The organism is Verrucomicrobia bacterium CG1_02_43_26 (assembly GCA_001872735.1).
Lineage (GTDB): Bacteria > Verrucomicrobiota > Verrucomicrobiia > Opitutales > CG1-02-43-26 > CG1-02-43-26.
Window position 1 is genome coordinate 1 of record MNWT01000012.1, and the last position, 25,409, is coordinate 25,409.

The 25,409-nt window shown below is 43.9% G+C and carries 22 protein-coding genes and 1 tRNA gene; 12 read left to right on the forward strand and 11 right to left on the reverse strand.

What is annotated here, in order from left to right:
- Positions 1-812 (forward strand): hypothetical protein (locus tag AUJ82_04090; GenBank protein ID OIO59930.1); only part of this gene is annotated, 812 nt, incomplete at its 5' end.
- 8 nt (positions 813-820) lie between these two features.
- On the opposite strand, the gene AUJ82_04095 is transcribed toward AUJ82_04090, so the two are convergent.
- The gene (locus AUJ82_04095; GenBank protein ID OIO59950.1) at positions 821-1,765 is read right to left on the reverse strand and encodes a hypothetical protein; all 945 of its coding nucleotides are present in this window, start codon (positions 1,763-1,765) and stop codon (positions 821-823) included.
- A 285-nt stretch (positions 1,766-2,050) separates the two neighbouring features.
- On the opposite strand from AUJ82_04095, the gene AUJ82_04100 reads away from it, so the two are divergent.
- The 3 genes from AUJ82_04100 (at position 2,051) to AUJ82_04110 (ending at position 5,459) form a co-directional block, all read left to right on the forward strand.
- Positions 2,051-3,505: a hypothetical protein gene (locus AUJ82_04100; protein OIO59931.1), complete on the forward strand. Its 1,455-nt coding sequence runs from the start codon at positions 2,051-2,053 to the stop codon at positions 3,503-3,505.
- A gap of 63 nt (positions 3,506-3,568) precedes the next feature.
- Positions 3,569-4,549 (forward strand): methionyl-tRNA formyltransferase, encoded by a 981-nt coding sequence (locus AUJ82_04105; protein OIO59932.1) that lies wholly within the window; start codon positions 3,569-3,571, stop codon positions 4,547-4,549.
- An 823-nt stretch (positions 4,550-5,372) separates the two neighbouring features.
- A tRNA-Tyr gene (locus AUJ82_04110) sits at positions 5,373-5,459 on the forward strand.
- Between the two features lie 187 nt (positions 5,460-5,646).
- Here AUJ82_04110 and AUJ82_04115 read toward each other — a convergent pair.
- Positions 5,647-6,741 (reverse strand): cell filamentation protein Fic, encoded by a 1,095-nt coding sequence (locus AUJ82_04115; GenBank protein ID OIO59933.1) that lies wholly within the window; start codon positions 6,739-6,741, stop codon positions 5,647-5,649.
- Between the two features lie 266 nt (positions 6,742-7,007).
- Here AUJ82_04115 and AUJ82_04120 point away from each other — a divergent pair, with 266 nt between their 5' ends.
- The gene (locus AUJ82_04120; protein ID OIO59934.1) at positions 7,008-7,592 is read left to right on the forward strand and encodes a thioredoxin family protein; all 585 of its coding nucleotides are present in this window, start codon (positions 7,008-7,010) and stop codon (positions 7,590-7,592) included.
- Positions 7,593-7,613: 21 nt separating this feature from the next.
- Here AUJ82_04120 and AUJ82_04125 read toward each other — a convergent pair whose 3' ends face one another.
- Complete coding sequence (locus tag AUJ82_04125; protein OIO59935.1) at positions 7,614-9,869, reverse strand: hypothetical protein; 2,256 nt, start codon at positions 9,867-9,869, stop codon at positions 7,614-7,616.
- 168 nt (positions 9,870-10,037) lie between these two features.
- Here AUJ82_04125 and AUJ82_04130 point away from each other — a divergent pair, with 168 nt between their 5' ends.
- Positions 10,038-10,709, forward strand: coding sequence for a hypothetical protein (locus AUJ82_04130; protein OIO59936.1), 672 nt, complete (start codon positions 10,038-10,040; stop codon positions 10,707-10,709).
- Between the two features lie 24 nt (positions 10,710-10,733).
- Positions 10,734-11,486 (forward strand): hypothetical protein, encoded by a 753-nt coding sequence (locus tag AUJ82_04135; GenBank protein ID OIO59937.1) that lies wholly within the window; start codon positions 10,734-10,736, stop codon positions 11,484-11,486.
- Positions 11,487-11,565: 79 nt separating this feature from the next.
- Here AUJ82_04135 and AUJ82_04140 read toward each other — a convergent pair whose 3' ends face one another.
- On the reverse strand, positions 11,566-12,507 hold the full coding sequence (locus AUJ82_04140; protein OIO59938.1) for a hypothetical protein: 942 nt from the start codon (positions 12,505-12,507) through the stop codon (positions 11,566-11,568).
- 193 nt (positions 12,508-12,700) lie between these two features.
- Here AUJ82_04140 and AUJ82_04145 point away from each other — a divergent pair, with 193 nt between their 5' ends.
- Positions 12,701-14,200, forward strand: coding sequence for a nicotinate-nucleotide adenylyltransferase (locus tag AUJ82_04145; protein OIO59939.1), 1,500 nt, complete (start codon positions 12,701-12,703; stop codon positions 14,198-14,200).
- Here AUJ82_04145 and AUJ82_04150 read toward each other — a convergent pair.
- The gene (locus tag AUJ82_04150; protein ID OIO59940.1) at positions 14,197-15,366 is read right to left on the reverse strand and encodes a PAS domain-containing sensor histidine kinase; all 1,170 of its coding nucleotides are present in this window, start codon (positions 15,364-15,366) and stop codon (positions 14,197-14,199) included. The two genes, AUJ82_04145 and AUJ82_04150, sit on opposite strands and share 4 nt — an antisense overlap.
- 226 nt (positions 15,367-15,592) lie before the next feature.
- On the opposite strand from AUJ82_04150, the gene AUJ82_04155 reads away from it, so the two are divergent.
- The gene (locus tag AUJ82_04155) at positions 15,593-16,177 is read left to right on the forward strand and encodes a hypothetical protein (protein ID OIO59941.1); all 585 of its coding nucleotides are present in this window, start codon (positions 15,593-15,595) and stop codon (positions 16,175-16,177) included.
- 2 nt (positions 16,178-16,179) lie between these two features.
- On the opposite strand, the gene AUJ82_04160 is transcribed toward AUJ82_04155, so the two are convergent.
- Entirely contained in the window at positions 16,180-16,566 is a 387-nt protein-coding gene (locus AUJ82_04160) for a hypothetical protein (protein ID OIO59942.1), read from the reverse strand.
- Between the two features lie 132 nt (positions 16,567-16,698).
- On the opposite strand from AUJ82_04160, the gene AUJ82_04165 reads away from it, so the two are divergent.
- The 3 genes from AUJ82_04165 (at position 16,699) to AUJ82_04175 (ending at position 19,221) form a co-directional block, all read left to right on the forward strand.
- Positions 16,699-17,154, forward strand: a complete 456-nt coding sequence (locus AUJ82_04165; GenBank protein OIO59943.1) for a D-tyrosyl-tRNA(Tyr) deacylase — start codon at positions 16,699-16,701, stop codon at positions 17,152-17,154.
- A 99-nt stretch (positions 17,155-17,253) separates the two neighbouring features.
- Positions 17,254-18,162 (forward strand): shikimate dehydrogenase, encoded by a 909-nt coding sequence (locus tag AUJ82_04170; GenBank protein ID OIO59951.1) that lies wholly within the window; start codon positions 17,254-17,256, stop codon positions 18,160-18,162.
- A gap of 57 nt (positions 18,163-18,219) precedes the next feature.
- Entirely contained in the window at positions 18,220-19,221 is a 1,002-nt protein-coding gene (locus tag AUJ82_04175) for a hypothetical protein (GenBank protein OIO59944.1), read from the forward strand.
- Between the two features lie 12 nt (positions 19,222-19,233).
- Here AUJ82_04175 and AUJ82_04180 read toward each other — a convergent pair whose 3' ends face one another.
- From AUJ82_04180 to AUJ82_04200, 5 genes are all read right to left on the reverse strand, one after another.
- A complete protein-coding gene (locus tag AUJ82_04180; protein OIO59945.1) occupies positions 19,234-19,968 on the reverse strand; it encodes a hypothetical protein in 735 nt (244 codons plus the stop codon).
- Positions 19,965-21,722 (reverse strand): hypothetical protein, encoded by a 1,758-nt coding sequence (locus AUJ82_04185; protein OIO59946.1) that lies wholly within the window; start codon positions 21,720-21,722, stop codon positions 19,965-19,967. Before AUJ82_04185 ends, AUJ82_04180 begins: the two co-directional genes overlap by 4 nt.
- Positions 21,723-21,773: 51 nt before the next feature.
- A complete protein-coding gene (locus AUJ82_04190; protein ID OIO59947.1) occupies positions 21,774-23,696 on the reverse strand; it encodes a hypothetical protein in 1,923 nt (640 codons plus the stop codon).
- On the reverse strand, positions 23,693-24,721 hold the full coding sequence (locus tag AUJ82_04195; GenBank protein OIO59948.1) for a hypothetical protein: 1,029 nt from the start codon (positions 24,719-24,721) through the stop codon (positions 23,693-23,695). Before AUJ82_04195 ends, AUJ82_04190 begins: the two co-directional genes overlap by 4 nt.
- Positions 24,722-24,885: 164 nt before the next feature.
- Positions 24,886-25,095: a hypothetical protein gene (locus tag AUJ82_04200; GenBank protein ID OIO59949.1), complete on the reverse strand. Its 210-nt coding sequence runs from the start codon at positions 25,093-25,095 to the stop codon at positions 24,886-24,888.
- Positions 25,096-25,409 lie beyond the last annotated feature (314 nt).

Consider the following 25,409-nt stretch of genomic DNA (forward strand, 5'->3'; position numbering starts at 1 on the left):
CCGCCCCGGGCTCAAAAATAGAACGCTCCAGGGATCTGCAAACACTGATCGAAGACATGCTTGCAATGGAAATGTCTCCGGACGCTATTGCCCATCGACTGAAGCAAGAAGGATCTTGCCATGCCATCAGCCACGAGTCCATCTATAAATGGATCTATGGCGTGGCTTACGAAAGAGCCCTCTATCGCTATCTCTACAGAAGAAAACGAAGGCGTGGCAGAAGACCTTGTCTGAAAGCTCCTCGTGAACGGATACCCGATCGGGTATCCGTTCACGAAAGGCCGGCAACCGTCCGTGAAGAATTTGGGCATTGGGAGGCCGATACGCTTCACTTCGCCGGGCGTAGCGGCGCTGTACTGACCCTCTATGAGCGTAAAAGTAAATTGCTTTTGGGCGCCAAACTACATAGCAGAAGCTCAACCGAAACCATCGATAATCTGGTGACCATTCTGGAAAAGCTCCCTGAAAACGCCTTAAAATCTATCACCTTTGACAACGGCCTCGAATTTTATAATTACCGCTTGTTGAAAGAAAAATTTGGGATCGCCACTTATTTTTGCGACCCTTACAGCCCTTGGCAAAAAGGCGGTGTCGAAAATGCCAATGGCTTGCTCAGAGGCCGTTATATTCCTAAACATTTTACCGAAAATGATGTCACTGCCACCCAAGTTCAGACCTTCATGGCTAGAATCAACCACACTCCAAGGAAATCCCTCCACTACTTATCGCCCATGGAATCTTTCTTGCTTTTTTCTTCCTGTTCCGTAAAACTCTTTAACTTTAATTCCGCATGTGTTGCACTTCGAGTTTGAACTCGGCCTCAATAACCGAAAATCTTTTGCAATTCACGCTGCAACCCTTTACCAGTAACGATCTCACCATTTGGCAGCTTCTGAATCAACTGTCGGCAACGATTCTCCTTCAACAGCTCTGGGCTATAGGCCAATATACTGACATCACCTTCCACATTGGGCTTGAATTCCCTTACTGGGAGCGGCCTCCAGCCCTTAGGTAACCCAAACCACGTAAACTCGATCTCCCAGCCGCCTACCTTGTTTTTTTCAATCGGTTTCAGTAATAAATGCGGGTAGCGCCTTATAAAATCAGGTATCTTTTTCGTATAAACACGAACCTCTAAAGCAGTCGGCAAGCCGCATAGATACTGTCTTACAGACAATTGAGAATCAGACTTTACCCCCTCGAAATAACCCAAAGGATCCACCCCAACCAGGTTCATCCCATTATAATTCCCAAAGTAATTCTTGGTCGCAAACTTCTGCTTATTATACCAGCTCTGGAAGCGGTCTGTAAGCTGTAATCCCATCTCGAAATGCAAGTGAGCCCGCTCCTTAGGAATCGTGTAGCCCGCTGCAGTCCTACCCATCACGCCTATCTGCGCCCCCCGCTCCACCTCTTGCCCAGCAGCCAACCCAGTACTGATCTCGCTTAAGTGCGCATAAAGCGTATATATCGGCAACGATGCATTCGGGTGCACCAGCACCACATACTTCCCATAGCTACTACGCCCTGCCCGCCTATTAACATAAGCCACTTTTCCGCTTAAAGCCGCATAAACACTATCCTTAGGCTCCCGCTTCTTAGTCCACGAAGTCGCCTTTATATCAATTCCCTCATGAAAGCGGCTCCCATTATTACGCACACACCCAAACATCCCCGATTCCACTTTCCCAGAAGCCGCAGGCTGAATAAACTCCTCCACAGCCTTCCCCTCCACAAACGCATTATTCGGCGTTGGCCACTGCACCGTCTCCGCTCCAGCCCTTACAGATAAGCCCTCAGTAACCACTCCCACCAAAAGCCAACATAAAATCACTCTCTTACAACGATTCATAATCAAAAGCATTACTCTGCCCTTTTCCCCAACAATGTCAAGTCCTCCATTCACACACTAATACCAAATAAGTTATAATTAAAATATAATTGACATTTAGTTAAAAATTATACATAATAAATAGATAGTTAATTAATAAAAGCCACCAAAAAGCATCGAACTTAAAAATCGAAATCAAGCCACAAAGGAAAAACTATCATGAACAACATAAAAACAATTACCACAAATCAAAAACCCAGCGAAAAGTATATTAAAGATTGCCCCCATATCAAAGATGGGAAATTCACTACGAACTACAAGACAGGGGAAGGCTTCTGGCAAAACGGTGGCTTCGGGCGTACTATAAAATGGTTTGCAGGCGTTGATGAAAAAGGGCGCAAAGAAAAATATATCAATTACTTATGCCCAGGCCAAACAAGCGCAACACTCACTAAAGAAAGTATATTTAACAAAACAGCCAAGATTCCTTTTAATAAATTATATATTAAAGAAAATATTAACGATTTGTGGGAAATGGCTGATTTGTTAGCCTGCTTTAATGCATCAAAAGACCAGTCTGATCTAAAGCACATAACAGATAAAGACCTTCTTAACTCATTTAATTATTTACATAATTACCTAGAACACCAAAGCTTTAAAATCGATGGCAAAACGATATCTATTGAAAATTATAGAACAATAAAGCAACTCGCAACAAAGAACGCCATCACTGACAAGGCCTTAACTAATATTTTCGATCAAGCAAATAAAATCAAAATACTGTCTCCAGAAGGCAAAATGGACGCTGTAAAATATTTTGTAGATAATCAGTTTGCAAATGAAGATATTAGTAAATTTTGCTCAAAAAAAATGTGTTCTGATGAAAAACTAAATGGGAAAGTCAGCTTCGAAGAGCTCTATAATAACAAGATACTAAAAGAAGAGAGCGTGAACCTAGAAGGGGAGAATTGGATCATGGAGGAGGTAGTCTCCAAAGAGTTTAGCACAAAAGAAGTTAATGAAATAACTATTAAAAATGGTGAAGTTGCGAAGGAAAAGGAAATTGAGATTAAGGCAGCTTTCGGAGAAGTTGTGAAATTGCGTTGCCCGTTTCTAACAAAAGAAGGGCAAGAAAACTTTGTAAATGAACTCTATAAAGAAGGTTATACAAGGCCTCATGAAGTTGATGATAATCTAAGCATTATTTTTGGAGCACTTGACACAATGTACGGCGGGAAGGATTGGGAAAAGATAGAAGACAACAGTGTAAATTCTATTACTGACTTAATTAAAGACAAAGAAGCTCATTTTGAAACGATCAACTATATGGAGGAAAACAACGGAGCACTATCTTTCTATATCGAACAGATGTTCTTCTGCTCTAATGACTTAAATAGAGAGCTCGTTAATATAATCGTTTTTTCTAAACTCTCACTTGAGGAAATTAAAGCCTTTTTCAATGACTATGTTAGCATGGAGACCTTCTTACACCTTGAAAAGAAGTATGGAGAGGATCTTAAAAATCTGAAGGTGAATAACTTGGATGAACTAAGGGATATTCTCCCCAAGAAGAGTAAACGCCGTACGCCGCCTGCATTGCCAGTTAAGGATAAAATTGTTTTAGAAAATAATCTTATTGATGAAAAGAAAGACGTACGCATAGAGGAGAATTAAGCTTGAGGTGGAATCGCCCCTGTGCGAAGGTAGAGGGGCTTGAGGAAGAAAAGAATAGTCTTTATGGGGTCCGATGCCATTGCGTTGCCGGCTGTGCGGTTTTTGCAGGAGCAGAAGGCGGTTTGTGAGGTTGTTGGCGTTTTTAGCCAGCCAGATAGGCCTTCCGGTCGAGGGAAGCATTTGCATGCCAATCCTGTGGCTGCGTGGGCGTTAGAAAATGACATCACTTTATTGAGACCAGAGCGCTTGAGCGCTGGGGAGGTAGCGTGGTTGAGAGAGGCAGCCGTGGATCTCATTGTAGTAATGGCTTATGGCCATATCCTTAAACCGGATCTGTTAGCAGTGCCGCCGCTGGGGGTCGTTAATTTGCACTCCTCATTATTGCCTAAGTACCGTGGTGCATCGCCGATTGTAGGTGCGATTGCGAGCGGAGAGGAAGCAACAGGCGTTACCCTGATGGAGATCGTTCCCGAGATGGACGCAGGGGCTATTATCGATCAGGAAATAGTGCCAATAAAACCGGCAGAAACCGCCATAGAAATAACAGAAAAGATAGCTGACGCTTGCATCCCTTTACTAGAAAGGACTTTAAGCGCATTACTGAGCGTGAAATATTCAAAAACAGAGCAGGATAAGACGCAAGCGAGCTATACCAGAAAACTGAAAAAAGAAGATGGACAGCTAGATTTCGGGCTAACGGCCGAGGAATTAGTCAATCGACACAGAGCCCTTCAGCCCTGGCCAGGAAGCTTTTTCGAGTATGATAATATTGTCCTAAAAGTGGGAGATTGCGCCACTGATACAATAGCAGAGCAGCCTGCAGAGTGCGGAACAATCCTGGAAGCATCCGAAAAAGGAATCGCCATACAGACCGCTTCCGGAGCTATTTTAATTAAAAAAATCCAGCGACCAGGCGGTAAGATGCTTTCTGCATCAGACTTCCTAAGAGGGTTCCACCTAGAAACCGGTATAGCATTAAACTACAAGCCATCCACCCCATTAGTTAGCCAGGAACCATTCCCTCGAAAAAAGAAAAATCCCTGAGATAGTTTACGAAACAACCCCTGAGTGTGCCCCCCTGAAAAGGTTTATGAATAGTCTTTTTCTGTTTATTTCTTAACTATTAGCTGGAATGAACTACAAATTAATACAACATAAAACAGCCATTTCCTAGCGATTTACGCTACATTCATTAGACATAAAAGGCGGGGTTTGTTTCACCTGAAACAAACATGGGTAAAAATAGTGCTCAAAAATACACCCATTATGCCGCAATTATGTCCTCTGCAACCTGGGTTAGCAGCCCCGTTTTTTAATGGAAAATTTCCGCAAACATAATATTTTCCTGCGAGTTTTCACCAAACTGACCCTTGCCAGCCCTCCCGGAAAACGGTTTATGAACAATCTTTTGCTGTTTATTTTTTGGGCATTTATAGAAACGAATTACAATCTAAAACGATATAAAATAGTCATTCCCTAGCCATTTACGCTACATTTATTAGACATAAAAGGCGGGGTTTGTTTCACCTGAAACAAACCCGGACCTTATTAGTGAACTTAAGTTCAGTATCCTGCAGGAGCTTTTGACTTGAACCCTTTAAGGGTAATTATTGCCGATTTCAAACTCGAAGTGCAACACTAGGTAAAAAGAAAGAAAGGAAAGTGAAGGAACCGGAAGAAAAAAGCCACTTCTATGAAAATCCCTAATAGTGCTTCCTTGCGTGAAACATTATTGAGCCTGTATGAAAGCCAACGCCTTGAGAAAAACATAAAAGCCTAAACGTGATTCCGAGCTCGGCGTATGCAAAAAAAACGAAAAAAAAGCTTGGAAAAATTTGTTTAACCATTAAAGTGTATATCACCTGGCGGTGAGGTAACCAAGCGGCCAAAGGATGCAGACTGTAAATCTGTCGGGTTTAGCCCTTCGGGGGTTCGAATCCCTCCCTCACCACCATCTTTTTTATCAAAATCTTGTCATTTTGATAAAGATGCCCTAAGTTATTTGGAGGATAGCATGGTTATTGTTCTCCCATTGGCATGGGCTTAAATTCGATAGGGATGCCCCTATGAAAAAGAACTTGTTCAATAAAAGTAGATTTGATCACAAAAGCGAGAGAAGCAATGCCTGTTACAAGGCGTAATCAAATATCCAGTAATTCTTTATATTTCTTAGCCAAGCTATATTTTCTTGATTTAAAACTGTGATCAACAATTTTCAAGAAACCTCCTTCAACCCATTTTTTGCAAAGTGCTGCATTTGTTCGCGGTTGAAAGCCAAACAAATCACCAATTTGCTTGCTCGTAACGACATCGTATTCCCTGAATAGTTCTAACGCTTTGCGCTGCTTGGGATCTAATGTACGCATGAGGTCAGAATGATCTTTTTCACCTTTTTCATTACTTGCCATCATCTGGATAACAACTTTTTCAAAGGCAAAAGCCATACCTTCGGTGAAATATTCCACCCAATTGGTAATGTCCGCTTCAGCACGCCCAAAATAGTAATTATGAGAAGACCCAACACTCATTGCTCTATAATAGCCTAGTAAATTTTTAGCATAATACTCTTCGAGGGAATAAAGGCCCTTCAAGCCATAGCCACCAAGATGCAGAATCAGTGTTGTCAGCAATCTAGCAGTTCGACCATTACCATCGTAATAAGGGTGGATTGTTGCAAACTGATAATGCGCAATACCGGCAACAATAGGACAGGGAAGCTCATCATTTTCTTTGATCCACGAAACTAAATTTCGCATGAGACCCGCAACATCCTTAGATTCCGGAGGCATGTAGACAATTGTTCCTGAGCCGCTATCTTTAATGACATTTTGTCCATCACGATAAGGAGTCGGCTTAACGCGCGTCCCACCATGGCTCATAACAAGCGCATGTAGTGTTTGTATTACTTTTTCAGTGACTGAAATGTTTTGCGCCGCATAGTGTTCAGACTGGGCTAATGCTGCGTAATAACCTTTGACCTCGTGCTCATCTCTTTCTCTACCGGGAAAATGACCATCAAGTTGAATGACTTCCTGTATTTCATCAGGCTTGAGTTGATTACCTTCTATCATGGTAGAATAGTGTGTGGTATATAATTTTGCTGTTTCACGCAAAGATGCGAGCACAGTTGGATTCACCGGCAACATTGCTACTTTTTCCTTAGCAGCTTCAATCCTCATGAGATGCTTAGCAATCGCTGGATTAATTGTATATACAGGTTTAAAATTTGTCGGCATAATGCAAGCTCGATACTGGTTTACGTTACATTATTAATCATGCCGATAAAATACTCACAAATCAAGCAGAATAGGCTCATAAGATTGTGTAATCTACCTGAATAAGGTGGTTTTGTGCTTCACATTTCCCAGACAGTTTTGAGAGCATTATAGTTAGCGATACTAACCACCACCCTCTTTGTATCAAAATCTTGTAATTTTGATAAAGATGCCCTAAGTTATTTGAAGAATCACCAAATAACCTCAAATAACGATACAATAATATTATGGTTGCCGTACCCTCTACAATGCTAGCGATTGGCACAAAAGCCCCTGAATTCACGCTGCCAGACCCATCTGAAAAGCAGTTTTCGCTAGAAAGCCTTACGGGAGCGAAAGGATATTGTATTATGTTTTTGTGTAATCATTGCCCCTTTGTAAAGCATATACAAAAGAAGTTAACAGAGGTTACGCAGGAATACCAAGGAAAGGGAATCGAGTTTATAGCAATCAGCAGCAACGATGTAGACCGTTACCCGGAAGACAGCCCGGAGAGGATGGGTATTGAGGCCGCACAAGCGGGTTATGTTTTCCCCTATCTGTATGATAAGACCCAAGAAGTGGCAAAATTGTATCATGCAGCCTGCACACCCGATTTTTATTTATTTGATAAGGACAAAAAGCTGGTTTACCGAGGCCAGTTTGACAAAAGCCGCCCCAATAACGGTTTGGCCGCAACCGGTGAGGATTTAAAGAAGGCTTTAGATGCCACACTGGCAGGAGAAAACGTACCGGAGGAGGAACAACTACCGAGTATAGGCTGTAATATTAAGTGGAAGCCGGGCAATGCGCCTGAATATTTTATCGGATAAAATGATTTTCCGATTATAGATTTATTTTCCCTTCATCGTAAACACGCCGTTCCAGTTTGGATCGGGTTGTTCTTTTTGCATAATTGAGCAGCGCTTGAGGAAAACTAGGGATGGGTTAATCAGAACCCCATCTCGTGCAGGCTGAAAACGCTCGAGGGTAGAAGCCTTTTCGAATAGACGCATAGCCTCTTGCCAATTTTGGTTGAGGTAGTGCTGCATGGCCTCTTCATAGATCTCCGCGCATTCCAGTAATCTACCTCCCAGGTTATCCTTGAATCCCATGAGTTCGTACATGCGGACAGGTTTTGAACGCCCTTTCACGACAATGTAATCGAGAAAACGGAAAAAGATACTCGTATCCTGCTCCTGGGCAAGCATCCTTGTATCCTCGGTGACCATGCCATAAACGCCGTAGGCCTTGGCGCCACTTTCACAGCGGGCGGCGAGGTTAACGGTATCCCCCATCATCGTGTAATTAAAACGAGTTGAGGAACCCATGTTACCCACGGTAGCCAAGCCGGTATTGAGCCCTACACGCGTACGCATGAAGAAAACGAGATTGGGCCAATTTGCGCCCTTATCCCGCTGCCATTTCGCGCACAATTCCTTTTGAATTTCTTGAACGCGGCAAGCGGCACGACAAGCGGCAAGCGCATGATCCTTCATGTAAAGAGGGGCGCCGAACATGGCTACGATGGCATCTCCAATGTATTTATCGAGAGTGCCGCCCTCTTGCTGGAGAGCGTCTGTCATACCCGTTAGATAGTCGTTCATTAAGTCAACTAACTGGCTAGGGCTAAGGATTTCCGAGAACGTGGAAAAGTTTTCAACATCACTGAAGAAAGCGGTGATTTTTTCCTCAACACCCCCTAATTGAGGTTCTTCTCCGGACTCCACCATTTTATTAACGAGCTCAGGCGAAACATAGGTACCGAAGAGACCCTTGATGCGACTTTTTTGTTTTTCAGAAACAATGAGCTGGAAGACGACCCCTACGAATGTAGTACTACAAGCGGCACCCACTGGGGTAACAAAAGGCAATACCCAGTTAAGGGTATCAAACAAAAAGAAGACACCGGCTACGTAGAGAATAAGGACCAAGAGAGATGCCATCTTAGTGATACCGCTATGAACGCCACTCCAGATACCGAGCGCTACCATAAGAATCGTTAAGACGAAGAGGATAGTGATATTTACCTCAAACGGAAAACGCTTTAAGAATGCGTCCGCGAACATGGTTTTTATAAGGTTTCCATGAACACCCACCTTAGGGACCGGTTCATTTTCAAAAGGAGAAGGGGCGAGGTCATGCAGCAGAGGGTCGACCGGGCCGATTAGCACCATGGCATTATTAAACGCCTTAAAAAATTCCTCGGCTTCTTGTTTTTGCTCAGCGGAACCCTGTTTGAGCCAAGCAGCCGCGCCGAGAACCGTCTTCATACTGTAGTGAATATTTTTATCTGATGCCCACGGGGAAAACCAATTCACTTCGACCATTTGATTATCGGTGAGCGGAATTGTCATGAGGGATTCGCCCTGTTTGTCATTGAGATAGATATAGTCATCCTCAATAATAACGTTATTTTTATCGACACCGAGAAAGATCCTGGCCATATCCAGTGCAAGCGTAAGGTATGTGGGACCAGGCGTATAGGCAAACATCGGCACCCAACGAGGCGTATTGCCCGGGCTATACTGATCATTAACATTAATGAGACCGAGATTACCCCCATCGGTACCGATGAGCGTGGCGCTTGGTTGTTCCGGCAAAGAATTGAGATTAGGGTTGATGTAGCCCTTGTAGATAAAAGGAAATTCTTTAAGCGAGTATTCACCCTTACCAAGAGGATCAAACTGGGAAGTATAGGTAGCAGCGAGGACGATCCCGGGCTCTCGATCAATCACGCGCTTAAAGGCTTCGTTGTCTAGCTTTACCTTACTGGGGTCGACGAGGATGGAGTGTGCGGAGTCTGAAAAAACAGCATCAATGCCTACGACCTTCACCTTACCGAATTTAAAAAGCGCGTCTACGGTCTCCGCAAAAAAGACACGCGGGAGAGGTCGCTCGCCCATGAGCTCGATGGCTTCGGAATCCAAGTTTACATAAATGAGTTTAACGGGGTTGTCTAATTCGCCTCGTACGCGGAAACGCCAGTCCAGAGATTCGTATTCCAGATACGTGAGCCAACCCAACCAGCTTGCCAATGCCCAGGTAAACGGGATTGCCAATAGAGCAAAAAAAAGCTTAAAGGAAAACGCCTTTGAGGAAGCAAACATATTTACAATAAAAAACCAGAGGGGTCTAATTACATAATATAATTACTGATATGAATTCGGTAAACAAGCATAAAACAGAAACCGCTTTCTGCTACGCCGTAGAATCTACTTTATTATTGAGCAGAAATTGAATATGCTTTCCCTCTACAAAAGAGCATTAAGAAGTTCATGAAAGCAATAGAAGATTTAGTGCAAACAATAGCAACGTTACGAGACCCGGAAACCGGCTGCCCATGGGACCTGCAGCAGACTCACTCCTCTCTTGGAAAACATTTAGTGGAAGAGACGGCCGAGATATTAGACGCGGTTGATCGTGACGACATGGACAATTTGAGAGAAGAGTTGGGAGATTTATTAATCGGAATTCTCATGCATGCGCAGATGGCGAGTGAGCGCGGTATATTTTCATTTGCAGACGTGGTGAAGGGAGCGGAAGCGAAATTGGTACGCAGGCACCCGCATGTGTTCGGCGATAGTAAAGTAGAAACGATGGAAGAGCTCAAGGAGCAATGGGAATCGATCAAAGCTCAGGAGAATCAAGAAAAAGGGCGTGTGGTAACGAGCTCTAAAAAATTCCCCAAAGGCCTGCCCGCGTTACTCTACGCAAAAAAAGCGTTTGAAGAAATGTCCCAAAGCGGAAGTGATTTAATGACATTTTTATCCGCACAAACCGGTGGAAGTTTAAAGGCGATGAGTGAGCAAGCAACCGAGCAAAGTTTGGCATTACAATTGCTTATACCGGTTATGATTTGTACAGAAAAAGGATTGGATCCAGAGATGATATTAAGACGGATGGTAAACCAATTACTCGAGCAATTTGAGCAAACAAATCAGGAGTAACTTTCTTTAAATAAGAGAAAAGATATGGATTACGAGTTGTTGGATTCGATCACAGTGAATGCTTCGGGAGGAGAAGTTGCCACCATCTTTTACAAATGCTACGCTTCAAGCAAAGCGAGAAATATATCGTTGACCATAAAAGACAACTGCTGGGTAAGGATTGCCATCCCTAAAAGAGCTCAGGAGAAAGACGGTTTAAAATTTTTACAAACGAAAGCAGAATGGGTATTAAAACATCTACAGCGCCCGCAATTACTGAATAAAAACAAAGGGAAGTGTTTACTCAACCTCATTGAGAACGGGCAGATTGTTGGGTTTATACCTGATACGCGCGTGATGTATCGGTTAGGGCAAAAAAAAATTTCCTGGGTATATGATGAAACGGAGAATCTTTTGGTTTTAAATTTGTCTCAAACGACGCCCTGTTTACGGGAAATAAGAGCACTATTGGTTTCCTTTTCTAAAAACACGCTCCCGGAGCATACGATCAATTTGGCGAAGCGAGCCGGTATAGAAGATAAATTGCGCCGCGTGACGGTTCGTAACCAGCGGACGCGTTGGGGGTCTTGCACCTCATTGGGGACAATTTCCCTAAACTGGCGGTTAATTTTATTGCCAAAGCATTTGCATGACGCGGTGATTCAACATGAGTTAGCCCATTTGCTTCACATGAACCATGGACCAAAGTTTAAGCAAGCGTTGGCAAAGTTGGATCCGGCGTATGAGTTTCACAGCAAGCTATTAAACCAGCTCTCGCCTCAGATTATTTCACTATAAGGCGTTTTGTTTAAAAAACAAAAAAAAGACCCTCTAATGAAGAAGGTCTTTTGAAAATTAAAGTTACTGAATGCCAGGATTATTCCGTTTTTAGCTTTTCGGCTTTATTCTCCTCTGGGAGGACGATAGGAGAAACGTCATAACAATAAGGGAAAATGCACATAAAGAATGAAAGCCAGTAGCCGCTACAATCATTGCTTAACTGTGACAAAATAGGATCAACAAACGGAGCCATCCAGTGCTCGAGATCTGAGAAAATATCCCCAAAGCCGGTACCGACTTTGTCTAAATAGAAAAAGGAGAAATTACCCCTTAACGCAAGAGCTCCTAGAACAACAACCGTACAGACAAAAGATTGCAAGACGCGCTTGTATTCACCATTAGAATACATACGGCTGTAACGATCTATTATGCCCGTAAGCGCCGCGGATAACGTTGAGGCCGCGTTCACGGAAAATTTTGCCAATAAAGGAATCAACACGAGTTGTTTGCCGGCATAGTTCGCAACCATCATGCATGCGAGATTTAAACACAACTTGCCGATATTCTCCACACTCGTAGGAGTAATAAGAAGCGCAACCGTACGACCAAAATTCCCTAAAATCTCTTCAAAAGAAATAGGCTCAGCAGTGTTCTTTTCATTTATAGAGGCATCTACATATTTGCCTATGTATTGACCTGCTAAAAAACCGCCAATGAAACGCGCTGTTCCTTCCAGGGCATAAACCGTTCTTCTAGAAACCTCTTTGTACCAAAAAGTGTTATATTCTTTTTGCTTTAAGCCTTCTATGTCTTTTTTATCGATAGCTCCATACCAGAGGTTACTGATACCATCGATAACATTAAGGAAGGATGTGAAAAGAACCGTTTTACAGAAGTAGCCCGGTTCCTTTTCCCCTGTTTTAGGAAAAGTGAAATCAGACACGCTACGATAAAGTTCAGAAAATGATTTTACCCCAGGCATTTCTCCCGGTATGTATCTGTAATTATAATAAGACTTATTTGTCTGTAGCTTTTCCATAATAGTTACATTAAAATTAACCACGCAAACGTTGTCAACTTGTATCTAATAGCGCTTTTTCTCCATTAATAGTGTTCATCAGAAAGTATTACAGTTAAAACGAAGACGTTTATTTTATTGGAAAAAATGAGAGAATGCGTATAATGCAATTAAAGGGACTAAACTAAACAATACTATTCCCGAATTATTCGTTATGAAGCCCCAAGACCTGACGACAAATCGCAAAGCGTTGACTATCAACCTTGACCCACAAATATACGGAACCATTGCTGAGATTGGGGCAGGACAAGAAGTAGCACGCTACTTCTTTAAAGCCGGTGGTGCCGCGGGAACGATTGCCAAGAGCATGTCTGCCTATGACATGAAGTTCAGCGATGAAATTTACGGGAAAGCCACGCGGTACGTCTCGAGGGAACGCCTGCAGATGATGCTCGACCACGAGTATAATTTATTAGAAGAACGGCTAGGCGAGGCCAGGGGCGATGACACTTGTTTTTTCGTATTTGCGGACACCGTTGCCACCCGCAGCTATAAAGGCAATAACGAATGCCATGGCTGGATGGGGTTACGCTTTCAGTTAAAACCGAATAGCTTGCCGGATGAGATTATTGTGCATGTGCGCATGTTAGACACTTCAGCGCAATTACAGCAAGACTCATTAGGCGTTATCGGCGTTAACTTAATGTACGCTGCGTTTATCTATTACAACGACAGCAAAACTTTTGTAGAATCCCTGGCAGACAACCTGGGGACAGATCGTATAGAAGTCGATATGATTGGCTTTTATGGCCCCACATTCGACCATGTAGACAACCGTGTACTGAGCTTACAGTTAGTCGAGCAAGGCCTCACAAACGCCGTGATGTTTGGCCCGGACAATACAGTTTTACAACCCTCTGAAGCATTGTACAAAAAAGCGCTTTTAGTCGAAAGAGGATCCTTCCGCCCCGTGACAAACGTCAACATAGATATGTTTGAGTGCGCGGGAGCCCAGTTTATACAAGAACCACGCGTACAAGGCGAGCAAGTGATGGTCTTACTTGAAATCACCATGAACAATTTACTCGCTACCGGTGTTGACCTGGACGACTTTTTAGCGCGCGTGGATATCATATCATCCCTAGGGTACAATGTTTTGATATCGAACTACCCGGAATATTTCCGATTAAGCGCGTATTTTAGACGCTATACCCAAAAGATGATCGGTATTGTGCTGGGCATAAACCACTTATTGGCCATTTTCAACGAAGCCTATTATCAAAAGCTCGATGGGGGTATACTGGAAGCTTCAGGACGCTTATTTAAAGAAAACGTGAAACTTTACGTTTACCCGATGAAAGCAAATGCCTTCAACCAGTACGCGCAATTGGACACCAAAGGTTCGTATTCCCACGCCAGCTTTTCGCCCGAACACGAAGTCGTAAGCGTTGTACAAGACGTCTTAATTACGGCGGAGAACATACAAGTGAAACCGAATTTGCGGCATCTGTTTATGTTCCTACGCGAGAATCATTTTATTGAAGCCATCTCTGGCTACAACCCCAGTTATCTGGATATCTTTTCCAGAGACGTGCTCAAACGCATACAAAACAGAGACAGCACGTGGGAAGAGACTGTCCCCCCCCTTGTTGCCAGTATGATTAAAGAGCGCGGGCTATGGAAAGCCCGTAAAGAAGAGCACCACGAGTCTTAACTTTCGAGCATCCTCAATCGCTTGGCCTTAATAGGGAATTGCAGAATAACTTCAGTGCCCTGCCCTTCCTGAGAATCAATACCGATGCGCCCGCCGTGTTCACGCATGATGCGTTGGACAATCATCATACCCAGGCCATGCCCCTCCTTTTTCGTTGTAAAATAAGGCTGAAAAATCTTTGAAAGATCCTGCTGACCTATACCAGAGCCATTATCCTTTACGCGAATATATACCCACTCGTTATCCGCGCTTGGCGTGATTGTAAGGACACCGCCACGCGACATAGCCTCCATACCATTCTTAATGACATTAAAGAAGACCTGCTTGAGTTGATTTTTATCCGCGAGAATGTAAGGAACCTCTTGAGAAAGCTCTACCTCTACTCGAATACCGAAATTTTCGAGCTCATGGGCTTGGGTAGCCAAGACCTCATCGAGCACCTTTAAAGGAGAAACAGCTAATAGATCCGGATTTTGAGGACGAATCGCGTTTAGGAAGTGGTTAATGATGCCATCAAGACGCTCCACCTCGCTCATACAGACCTGTACGGAATCAGCAATCTTCTCAGTTTCCGGAATATTTTCCAATTGCTTCAATTTCCGCTTAATCAAAGAAAGGTGAATATTGATGGCATTGAGCGGGTTACCCAGTTCGTGCGCGACCCCCGCCGCCAGCATGAAAATGGAAGAGACCCGCTCGTTTTCAATACGTTCCTCCGTTGAAAGCTTTTCCTCAGTGATGTCCGTTAAAATAACCGTAAACTTGTGGGTATCGACCTCCTCATTAGCCGTTGAGATCGTAAACGGCACCATGTGCATTCTCAGAACACGATGCTCCGGATACGCGATCTCCATTTCACGAGAAACAACGGAAGCAGACAACAAGGCACCCTGTACCCGCATAGATTGCGCGAGCTCCGGCACTAATTTCCACAAAGTCGCGGAACCAACATCTTTATCCTTTAGGCCTATTAAATTTTTAGCCGTGTGGTTAGAGTACTCAATCAAACCCGTTGCGCTGATGACGAGGATACCCTCATTAATCGTATTAAAAACGGTTTCCAGAAGCTCACGCTCACGAGCCAGCCGCTGAACAAGGATAGTCAGGTTAACGGAATCCAAATCATCCAACCGCCCCAAAATTTTCTCCAAATGGCTACTTAACATAATACACTACACGCACGCAATTCACTTACAATATGTATACAAGATATTGCAAAAGAAGTGAAAGAAAAATTAAGGCAATATAGGATAATATTGAACATTGATTATTGAAAGTTGAGACAAATACAGACATGCTGTACGAGGCATGAGCGCATTAGGATATATCAACCTCGGACGGAAAGTGAACCGACTTTCCGGATGGCGATTACTTGCGCTATGGCCGTTGAGTATGTTACTACGCTTATGGAACCGAACGCTTCGGTTTTCCGCGCCTCCTGAATTATTAACCTATATACAGAGCAGCGACCGCGAGCCCGCAATCTTTGTATTTTGGCATAATAGGCTATTCGTGGTGGCGGAAGGCTACCGGCGATTAGGCTGGAAGAAAAAGATTTTCGGCTTAGTCAGCGCAAGCAAAGATGGCAGCTGGCTGGCAGCTCTTTTTCAACTACTAGGCATTGGCGCTATTCGAGGATCCAGCAGCTGGAGGGGCTCCAGAGCGATCAAAGAATTAATAAATGTCCTTGAAGCCGGGCATGATGTCGCCATTACACCAGATGGCCCTCGCGGCCCTTGTTATGCTTTCAAGGAAGGCCCTGCATTATTAGCAGAGAAAACGGGTGCTCCTATATGGCTCTGTGCTTGCAATTTTGAAAAAGCGTGGCGCTTAAAAAGCTGGGATAGGTTTTATATACCCAAGCCATTTTCAAAAATCACGATCGAAGCTGTGAAAATAGAAAACAGCTTTCCCGAGAAGCCTTTAGATCACCAAATGCTCCGGGAAGCGTTGTTAAAGATGACGAAGGATATTTAGCCTTAGAAGTTAGGATAAACGTCCGTTGCCTTACCGGCCGCAACACGCATATTCTCGCCATCACACCAGCAATCCTCATTATCATTAATGAGAAGTTTGAATGTGATACCCTGGGTCGGGCTCTGGGCCTTATAAATCCATTCATCACCCGTCTTGTTTTGCATGGGGATGCCTTGTTTCCAATTCAATCCACCACCTTCGCCACGGATATAGAGGGTGTTACCCCATCCGATATCAACATGAGCGCGGATAACGGACTCAAATGTTTTCGCCGTACTTTTAGCCTTGGAAACTATTGGTGCTGCCATTTTGCTAGCAGGTTTACCGTTCGCAGGTGCTGGCTTCTTTTTTGTTTTGGGGCTAGATTTTTTTTCTAATACTTGGGCCATAATCTATAGGGGGGGGTTATTAAACATAGTTTAGAAATCATAAATTGCTATGACAAGAGAAAAACCACTTTTTTTTATATTAAATATATTAAAGTGCTAGAATGGGGCATAAATATATACTATTTTAGCAGAATGAGAGCGGTTATACAAAGAGTGAGCGAGGCATCTGTTGCAGTTGATGGCAGCGTAACGGGATCTATAGGCAGGGGGTTATTGGTCTTTTTAGCGGTGCATCGCGATGACGGCATCACGGATGTTGACTGGATGTGCGGCAAGATAACCGCTATGCGAATTTTTGGGGACGATGAAGGCAAAATGAACCGATCTGTTGTAGATATAGCGGGGGAGATTTTATTGATCAGCCAATTTACGCTTTTTGGCAACATGCGTAAAGGATCTCGACCCTCTTTTAACAAATCCGCGATACCGGAAGTGGCCATTCCGCTCTATGAAGCTGCTTCTAAAAAATTAGAAACTTTGTTAAACAAACCGATCCCTCAGGGGATTTTTGCGGCTCATATGGATATAAACGCTCAAAACGATGGCCCCGTAACCATTATCCTGGATTCTAAGGAGAAAGATTTGTAGCGATAGGCCGGGGACAGTTGACAAAAGCGTTAGCGCTTGATAGATCACTTAATAAGAAAGCTTGTGGGTTATCAAGTGGACTTTGGGTTGGAACCTATTATGGATTTCTCGGAAAGAATTTACACACTGGAAGACCTTAAGAAATGGAAACACGCAGGGAAAAGCCTCGCTGTAATCGGCCACCCGATTGAACATTCCTTAAGCCCCGTGATGCATAACGCGGCGCTGGCAGATATAGCACTCTACAATACCGCGATCAAGGACTGGCATTATTATAAATTTGATATCGTGCCTGCTGATTTAAAAGAAGCAATCGAGTTAATGTATACGCATGGTTTTCGAGGGATTAACTTAACCATCCCTCACAAAACACTGGTGATGGATCTTGTCACCCAAATTGACCCATTAGCAAAACGAATAGGTGCGGCAAATACATTAACCTGGGCACCCGGGAGTTTTATGGCCTTTAATACGGACGCGCCCGGAATAGAGAAAGCCATCGAACAAGCTTTCCTGGTTTCGTTTCGTGGCAATAATGTTATATTGCTCGGCGCTGGAGGAGCAGCCAGAGCGGCCGCTGTTCAAGCAATCCAATCGGGTTGCGAATCGTTATGGATAGGGAACCGGGATCAACAGCGCTTGCAGAAGCTGCTTGATGATTTAAAACAGTTTACTCAACGAGATAACATACACGGATTTCCAATCAACCAATTGCCGGAAGCATTGCCCAAAGAAGGAATCGTTATTAACGCAACATCAGTTGGCATGTCTCCTGGGGACCCTGCTCCGATAGGCCTGAACACGTTTAGTAACAATATTTACGTGTATGATATGATCTACTCCCCTCCACTAACCCCTTTGTTAAGACAAGCGCAAGTATTAGAAGTTCCTTACGCGAACGGCCTAACCATGCTCGTCCAACAAGGAGCCTTAGCCTTAGAATTATGGACAGGTGCTATAGCGCCCGTTCGGACAATGATGGCGGCAATCGAGCGTTGCTTACTTTAATTTAGTTATTGATTTTCAGTGCCTTAAGGCTTACTAATACAAGTATCGTTACAGCAAATGTTTAGCCTCGCATCACGATTTTCCGCCGAATATCCCCTACTGATGGCATTCTATGTTTTTATCCTTGGAGCTATTATAGGGAGTTTTCTAAATGTATGTATTTACCGTATTGCGGAAGGAACATCTATCGTAAAACCAAGATCGCGTTGTCGTAGTTGCGGGAAAACAATTGCTTGGTTTGATAATATACCGATCATCAGCTGGTTCGTGTTGAGAGGAAAATGCCGGCAGTGTGGAGCGCCCATAGCGTTTCGTTATGTTTTTATTGAAGTGCTCACGGCTGTTCTATTTGTATTAAGCTGGATGTCTTTGGATGGTGAAATGGTGTTCGTGGGGTTTGCTTTTACCGCCATCATGATCTGTGTGGCTTTTATTGATTTTGACCACTTGATCATACCCGATTCACTCTCGGTCGGAGGCATGTTCTTAGGAGTCGTCCTTTCATTTGCGTTTCCTATCCTTCATGGGCAGAACAACCCAGACCCTTATTTAATCAACGGGCTACGCTCGATGTTATTGGCCGTAGCCGGCGTTATATTTGGATCCGGTATATTGCTATGGATTGCGATTATAGCAGAAACGATTCTGGACAAGGATGCCATGGGCTTTGGGGACATCAAGCTACTGGGCTGCATAGGCGCTTTTTGTGGCTGGCAAGGCGCTTTGTTTGCTATCTTTGGCGGCGCTTTACTGGGGGCATTATTTACCCTACCGGTATTGATTTCTCAAAAAATGGGCCTATCTAATCCCAAGCAATTGATTGAAAAGGAAACGATAGCGCCGTGGACGAAGGTGCCTTTTGCATCTGAGGAAGAACTGGAAGAATTAAAGACATTGGCTGAATCAACGGCTATTGCCAAGAATACGCCTGATATCAGAATTCCTTTCGGCCCCTGGCTTTCGTGTGCGGCTGTGATTTATTTCATTCTCCTCAAAACGGATATTAACGCTTACTTTAATTTTGTAAGGGATATGATTTTCCTACCTATCTTTTCTTAGGTAAAACAGGAATCAACTGGGATCGTAGATTTTTGCGAAACCATCTTTGTCTATCCATCCCTCTCGGCCTTCAGCCGTTTTAACAAGAAGAAAGTCTTCCGCGCTTTTAAGGGCTACCGCAATCGTACCCGGGAAAAGATAAGTGATCACCGGGCTTTTATCTGTTGGAGCCACTTTTAAGGGGGATTCTTTTCCGAGCACAACGCCTAGATTACGATCAAGATGGTATCCCCACAAGCCGACAAAGCTCAGGCAGATGCAGAGGGCAAAAAGCGTTATCAAAGAATAAGACACCATGCCTTGCCATGAAAACAAGTTTTGAAAAACAAATAAAAACACCATGATCCAAAAGCTGGCCGTTAATAGCCAAGCCCAGGTATTTATATTGAGTTTTTGGGAATACTCACGAAGCTGAGAGACAGGAGGCGCTTTTAGACCCTCTGCTTCACGCACAAAGGCTAAGTTAGCTCGTGCGTCCGCATCCATGGGATCTAAAAAGAGGGCTTGGGAATAGGATAAAACAGCATAGCCGGGTTGATTATTTTTAAAATAAGCGTTACCGAGATTATACAACAAAGCCACGGATGCCTGTTCTTGAAGCGCTTGGGTATATTGATCAATCGATGCTGTGTAGTCATCTTGTTGGTACGCCTCGTTGCCTTGAATAAAAAATTGTTCGGGCGATTCAGCTATTAGATAGCAAGTACCGCATAACAGGCCGGTTATCAGAATTAAAATGGTTTTCATAAATTTAATAACTCCTCAAGTTTAACATACAATTTCTCAAAAGTCTTATGCTCCTCCTGCCCTACTTTTTTCTGTAGAGAAGCGCCACCGCTAAAGCGCACCCTATCTGCTTCATCAAAGAAACGGCGTAAATCGTCTAACAACGATTCATCCGCGCCATGGGAGCGCAAGAACGTAGCCACTTCGGCCCACGTGAGCACTTCGGAACGATTGCCTTCTTTTTTCGCGATCACCGCGCACGTTAGTTTTTGAGCAGCTAGATAAAACGCTTCCGCATCCTTTGCTTTGCGAACCGTGTGAAAACGATTATGGATATCTGCTTCAGCAGCCTTATTACGCAAATAGTCGGTATCATCCTTTAACCTTAACTGGCGCTTGCGAATAAAGTATACCCCTAAAATAAGGATTAAAGGAACAAGCTGCCCCGTCAGGAAAAGAGGCGAATAAAATACGGGTTTATCAGAAGTAACCCACTTTCCGCTGGTCAACTTTATAGGCAAGAGTTCTTGTTCTTTGGGCGCTTCTTCTTGCTTCACTTTCTTCTTTACTACAGGAGCGGCCACCTGGCCTTCGACCGCACGGACATTGAGCGGCATCGAGGGCAGGTTATTTTCAACATAGCGCCCGATTACGGGATCAAAGAAATTATAATCCAGCGAAGGCGTTTGGACGATGCGGTCGTTTTCGGGAATCATGATATACTCGAATGTCTTCTTCCCTTTATAGCCAAATTTATCATCCGGGAAAAACTGGCTCTTAGGCTCATAGATCTTCCAACCCTTCACCTTATTTACTGTAGGAGCAGGTGCCGCGGCAAAATTACCCTCACCCGTCATCTCAACACGCAACGTAAGGGGCTCCCCCACACTAATCTCTTTAGACGACAGTTCCGGCGCGCGTACTTTAAAATCGCCTACCGCTCCCGTGAATTTATCCGGCTTGCCTAATTGAGGTAACATAACAATTTCAAGCCTTCTATCACCCGTTGTGACATGGATTTGCTCGTTTTCGGTAAAAAGATCGTTAAAGAAATTATCAAACGTACTATTCATGAAGCCACTGGTTTGGCGGGGTTTTTCCACCACGACATCCAAGTGAAACGTAATGTCTTGAACGCCTGATTTCACCGGCGTGATAGTCGTTTCCCAGGTAAATGTATTATAGAGGTTGCCGGCATAGGTAATGGAGCCGCGTCGGGGCTCCGGGTTAAACGGGCTACCTGCAAAACCATCTCCCACCTGCATGGGATAAGGCGTAATAATACTGCCACGCACACGACTATCCACAAACAACGTAACAGAAGCCGGCATAGACTCTCCCAAGTAAATTCGCTCACGTGGTATATTCAGATCCATGATAAATAATTTATCAGACGCTTGTGTAGCCGCCAGCTTAGGCTTTTCCCCTTCACCGAGAACACGCAATGTAGCTCCTTCCGTGCCGATCTCCTGCCCACTCACCATGATCTTCAAGTCAGCAACCTTATAATCTCCGGGCTCCTCTGGTTCCATAAGGTAGTAATAGACACCCTGCACGTTCATTTTACCATTAACCAATTGTATATTTGACTGCGCGCTGGCAGGGGTATTCTTAGCCTTCAGGCCCTTTGGCAAACTTCTAAAATCGATCTTCGGGGTGGCCTGAGACCCTTCCACGACAACCTTTAAGTAGGTTTTCTGGTTCAGGCAGATCTCCTCCGGCTCAAAATTCATTTTCACCGCAATATCCGCTGCCATCAAGCACAAGGGCGACATTACGATGGAAAGCAAAACTATTGCGGGCATTCTTAAACTATATTTCATAACTTACCAGTCTTTATATTGGCTATTGGTTGATTGAAAAGTGTTACCGGACTCGTTAGACGTGGGTAATTTTTTCTCGGAATCGCGCAGCGCGTTTAGCAACTGCCTAGCCTCATCTCGAGACAATTGTTCCGATTCATTCTCTTGACCCTCTTCTTTATCCCGTTGTGATTCCTCTGGCTTACCCTCGCCCTCTTTTTCCTCAGGCTTCTGTTCTTGAGGCTGCTGCTGATCTCCAGGTTTTTCATCTTTTTGATCAGATTGCTTTTGATCCTCATCCCTCTGCTGATCAGACTGATTATCCTTATTTTGATCCTGTTTATCCTCTTGATCTTTTTGTTGATCAGATTGCTGCTGTTGATTCTGTGAATCGTCCTTGTTTTTTTTGTCCTCCTTATTCTGCTGATCTTGCTTCTGTTGCTGTTGTTGCTTTTCTTGCTCTATTTTCTTTTTCAACTCATCTAACTTTCGTTTCACAAATTCATAATTTTCTTTTGCCTGGGAGTGCTCCTTGTCCAGCCCCATAACGTTTTCATAGTCCTTTAACGATTCTTCCCAGAGCTTAACCGTCTCCTCCTGCTTATCTTTTAACAAACGCTCGCCCTGGCGATATTTCGCGTCCCCCATGTTAAAAAAGGCTCTTTTTTGCAATTCCGTATTATCGGTATGTAAAGCATCCTCAAAAGCCTTATTCGCTTTTTCATATTCTCCTTCTCGATACAAGCTCGTTCCCAGATTATAACTCAACAACGCATTTTCTTTATCCTTATGTAAAGCCTCGGCATAAAGTTGGGATGATTTAGCGTAATCCTTCTCTTCATAGGCCTTATAAGCCTCATAGGCCGAAGCCTCCAAATGCTTAGGAAAAAGGACAAATAACAGCAAAACCACTACCGCAGCGGGCGCAATGGATTTTCGTTTAAAGAAATTACGTTTTCGCGTGCCCATAATGGCCTCCAACATCAAACAATAAATGGCTAATCCAAGCGGCCACTGAAAGCGATCAATCGCGACACGCTCCATTTTACTGGCTAAATCCTGCTCCGGTATTAAGGCCAGACCAGCCTCATAGACTTGCTCCAACCCCTCGCCCCCAATACCAAAGGGCACATAAAAACCATTCGTCTCCTCCGCAATCTTACGCAAGGTAGATTCATCCAACGTTGTTTTCACTAACTTGCCAGCGGAGTCCCGTAAATAATCCGTACCGCCGCTTTTAGTACGTATAGGAATGAGCTCGCCTTGCTTCGTTCCTATACCAACCGTATAAATCGTTATACCCTCGCCGGCGGCTCTTTGCGCTTCCTTGATACCGGATTCCTCCAAGTCCTCCCCGTCCGTAATGAGCACCAGAATCTTATGGTTTTTATCATTTCTGAGCGCTTTAGCGGCAACCCTTATAGCAGAAGCGATGTCCGTACCCCCACGCGCAATCGTATCCGTATCGATACTCTCTAACGTTTGTTGAAAGGCATCATAGTCTAACGTTAACGGGCATTGCAAAAAGGCTTCCCCCGCGAACGCGATCAACCCCACCTGATTACCGGAAAGTTTTTTCAGGATATCGAGTATACCGAGCTTGGCGCGCTCAAGGCGATTTGGTTTTACATCCTCTGCCAACATACTTCTAGAAACATCCAAGGCGATGAGCACATTGATGCCCCGTGAATGTTTCTCTCTAAACTCAAAACCCCACTGCGGCCTGGCCAATGCTACAAAGAGAAAAGCTATTCCCAAAACAACCAAGAGTTGTTTAAAAGTGTGTTTTTTTTGGCTAAAGGAGGTTAATAATTTTTCGCGTAGGTCTTTGGATACAAAGGCATCTAATAACACCAGCCTACCTTTATTTGCTTTATAAAAGAAAAACAAAAGGAGCAGTATTACTACCGGCAGGCTATAAATCCAATAGGGCGAAGCAAAAGTCATGGCACTTGTCTCAATCTTGTATTGGCTAAAATAAGTTCAGTTCCCAGTAACAATAAACCAGCAATGACAAACCAGGGGTAAAGCTCTACGTACTCGGAGTAACGTTGGAGTTTGACCTCTGTTTTTTCCAGTTGGTCAATATCATCATAAATCTTTTTCAATTGATCCAGATCTTCGGCACGATAGGCCTGGGCGTTGGTGATTTTGGCAATGTTATCGAGCATCTCCATATCCACAGGGAACGTAGCTTCCGCAATATAAGGTTCGCCAAACGGGTTTTTTGCGATCTGCCCATTTTGATCCAGAAAATAGGAAGGCACAACCCCTTCTTTGCCGATCGCGATCGTATAAACTTTCGTATTAAAGGAGGCTGCTGCCTCTGCGGCGGTTATGGGGCTTATTTTACCGGAGTTATTCGCACCGTCTGTTAACAAAATAACCAGGCGGCTCTTGGATCGTAGATCCCGCATACGGTTCACGCACATAGCGATTGCACTACCAATCGCGGTACCATCTTCGATCAAACCAGGCTGTAGGCGCTCCATATTTTGCTCTATCCAATCGTGGTTAAGGGTCAGGGGGCTCACCAGATAAGGATTTCCGGCAAACGCGATTAACCCGATGCGGTCATTTCGCCTACGGCGTATAAAGTCATCTAATACCGATTTGGAAACATCGATACGAGTGACAGGTCGATTACTCGTAGAAAAGTCTAGCGCTAGCATGGAGGAGGAAATATCCACAGCGAGCATGATATCCACCCCGGATGATTCTACCTCCGAAAAGCCTTTACCTAACTGCGGCCTAGCCAATGCCATCAACAGGAGTGTGAGTGCAATAATTCTAAAGAAAAATAATATATTACCCGCTTTCACCCTGTGCAGGCGCGAAACTTCTTTAGCAATCGAGGTGCTGGAAAAGATTAACGCGGGAGCCCTCCCCTTTCGCCCACGCAACAAGAAAAGCAGGGGCAACAGGAGCAGCAGCCATAACAGATAGGGAGAATGAAATTCAAAATGCGCCATTTTTAGGAAATCTTAACGCGTCTTATAATAAACTCATTTAAGGTTCAGGGAGTAATATCCTAATGGATTAGCCCATTCAATTGCAAGCTTGTGCTCTGAAGAAAGAGTGTCTGGTTTATAATAGGAAAATGAAGCTCGCTCAGGGCTCCCCACCCATAAGCCCATTAAATCTTCAATTCCTCAACTTTGAGGTCTAGCATGGACGTTCCGTTTTTACGAGCTAAGGTCATGGAAATATAATATTTTAGAAGCATTTTGTCATCCTTGGCATATTTGTCTCTGTTCTTAAAATAAGCTTCCAAGAAATGGAATGAATGCCCGCTGAGATCTTCGAATTCTTTTAAATCTTCAGGCCATTCTACGCTGTGGAGCATGTATTCACTACTTATTTTCTCGTTAGTTATTATATAATGCTTCTCTATGCGCTTAATCAGTTCTTGGTAATGCTTACGACTCGAATGATTTAAGGGAAAGGTTATACTCGTAAATGAAGATCTTCAGGCAGATTTCGTGCATATGTTGAGTTTTTGAGAATGAAAGCGTTTTGCGAACAAATCGACCCAGACGTTGTCTAAGCGTATTATTCCAACGCTCAATGTGAGCTGTTTGACCACTTTCTTTACCCACGCTTTTGTGGGTTTGATTGCTGAACACTTCTCTATAGCTATTCCAGTAATCACTGAAGCTA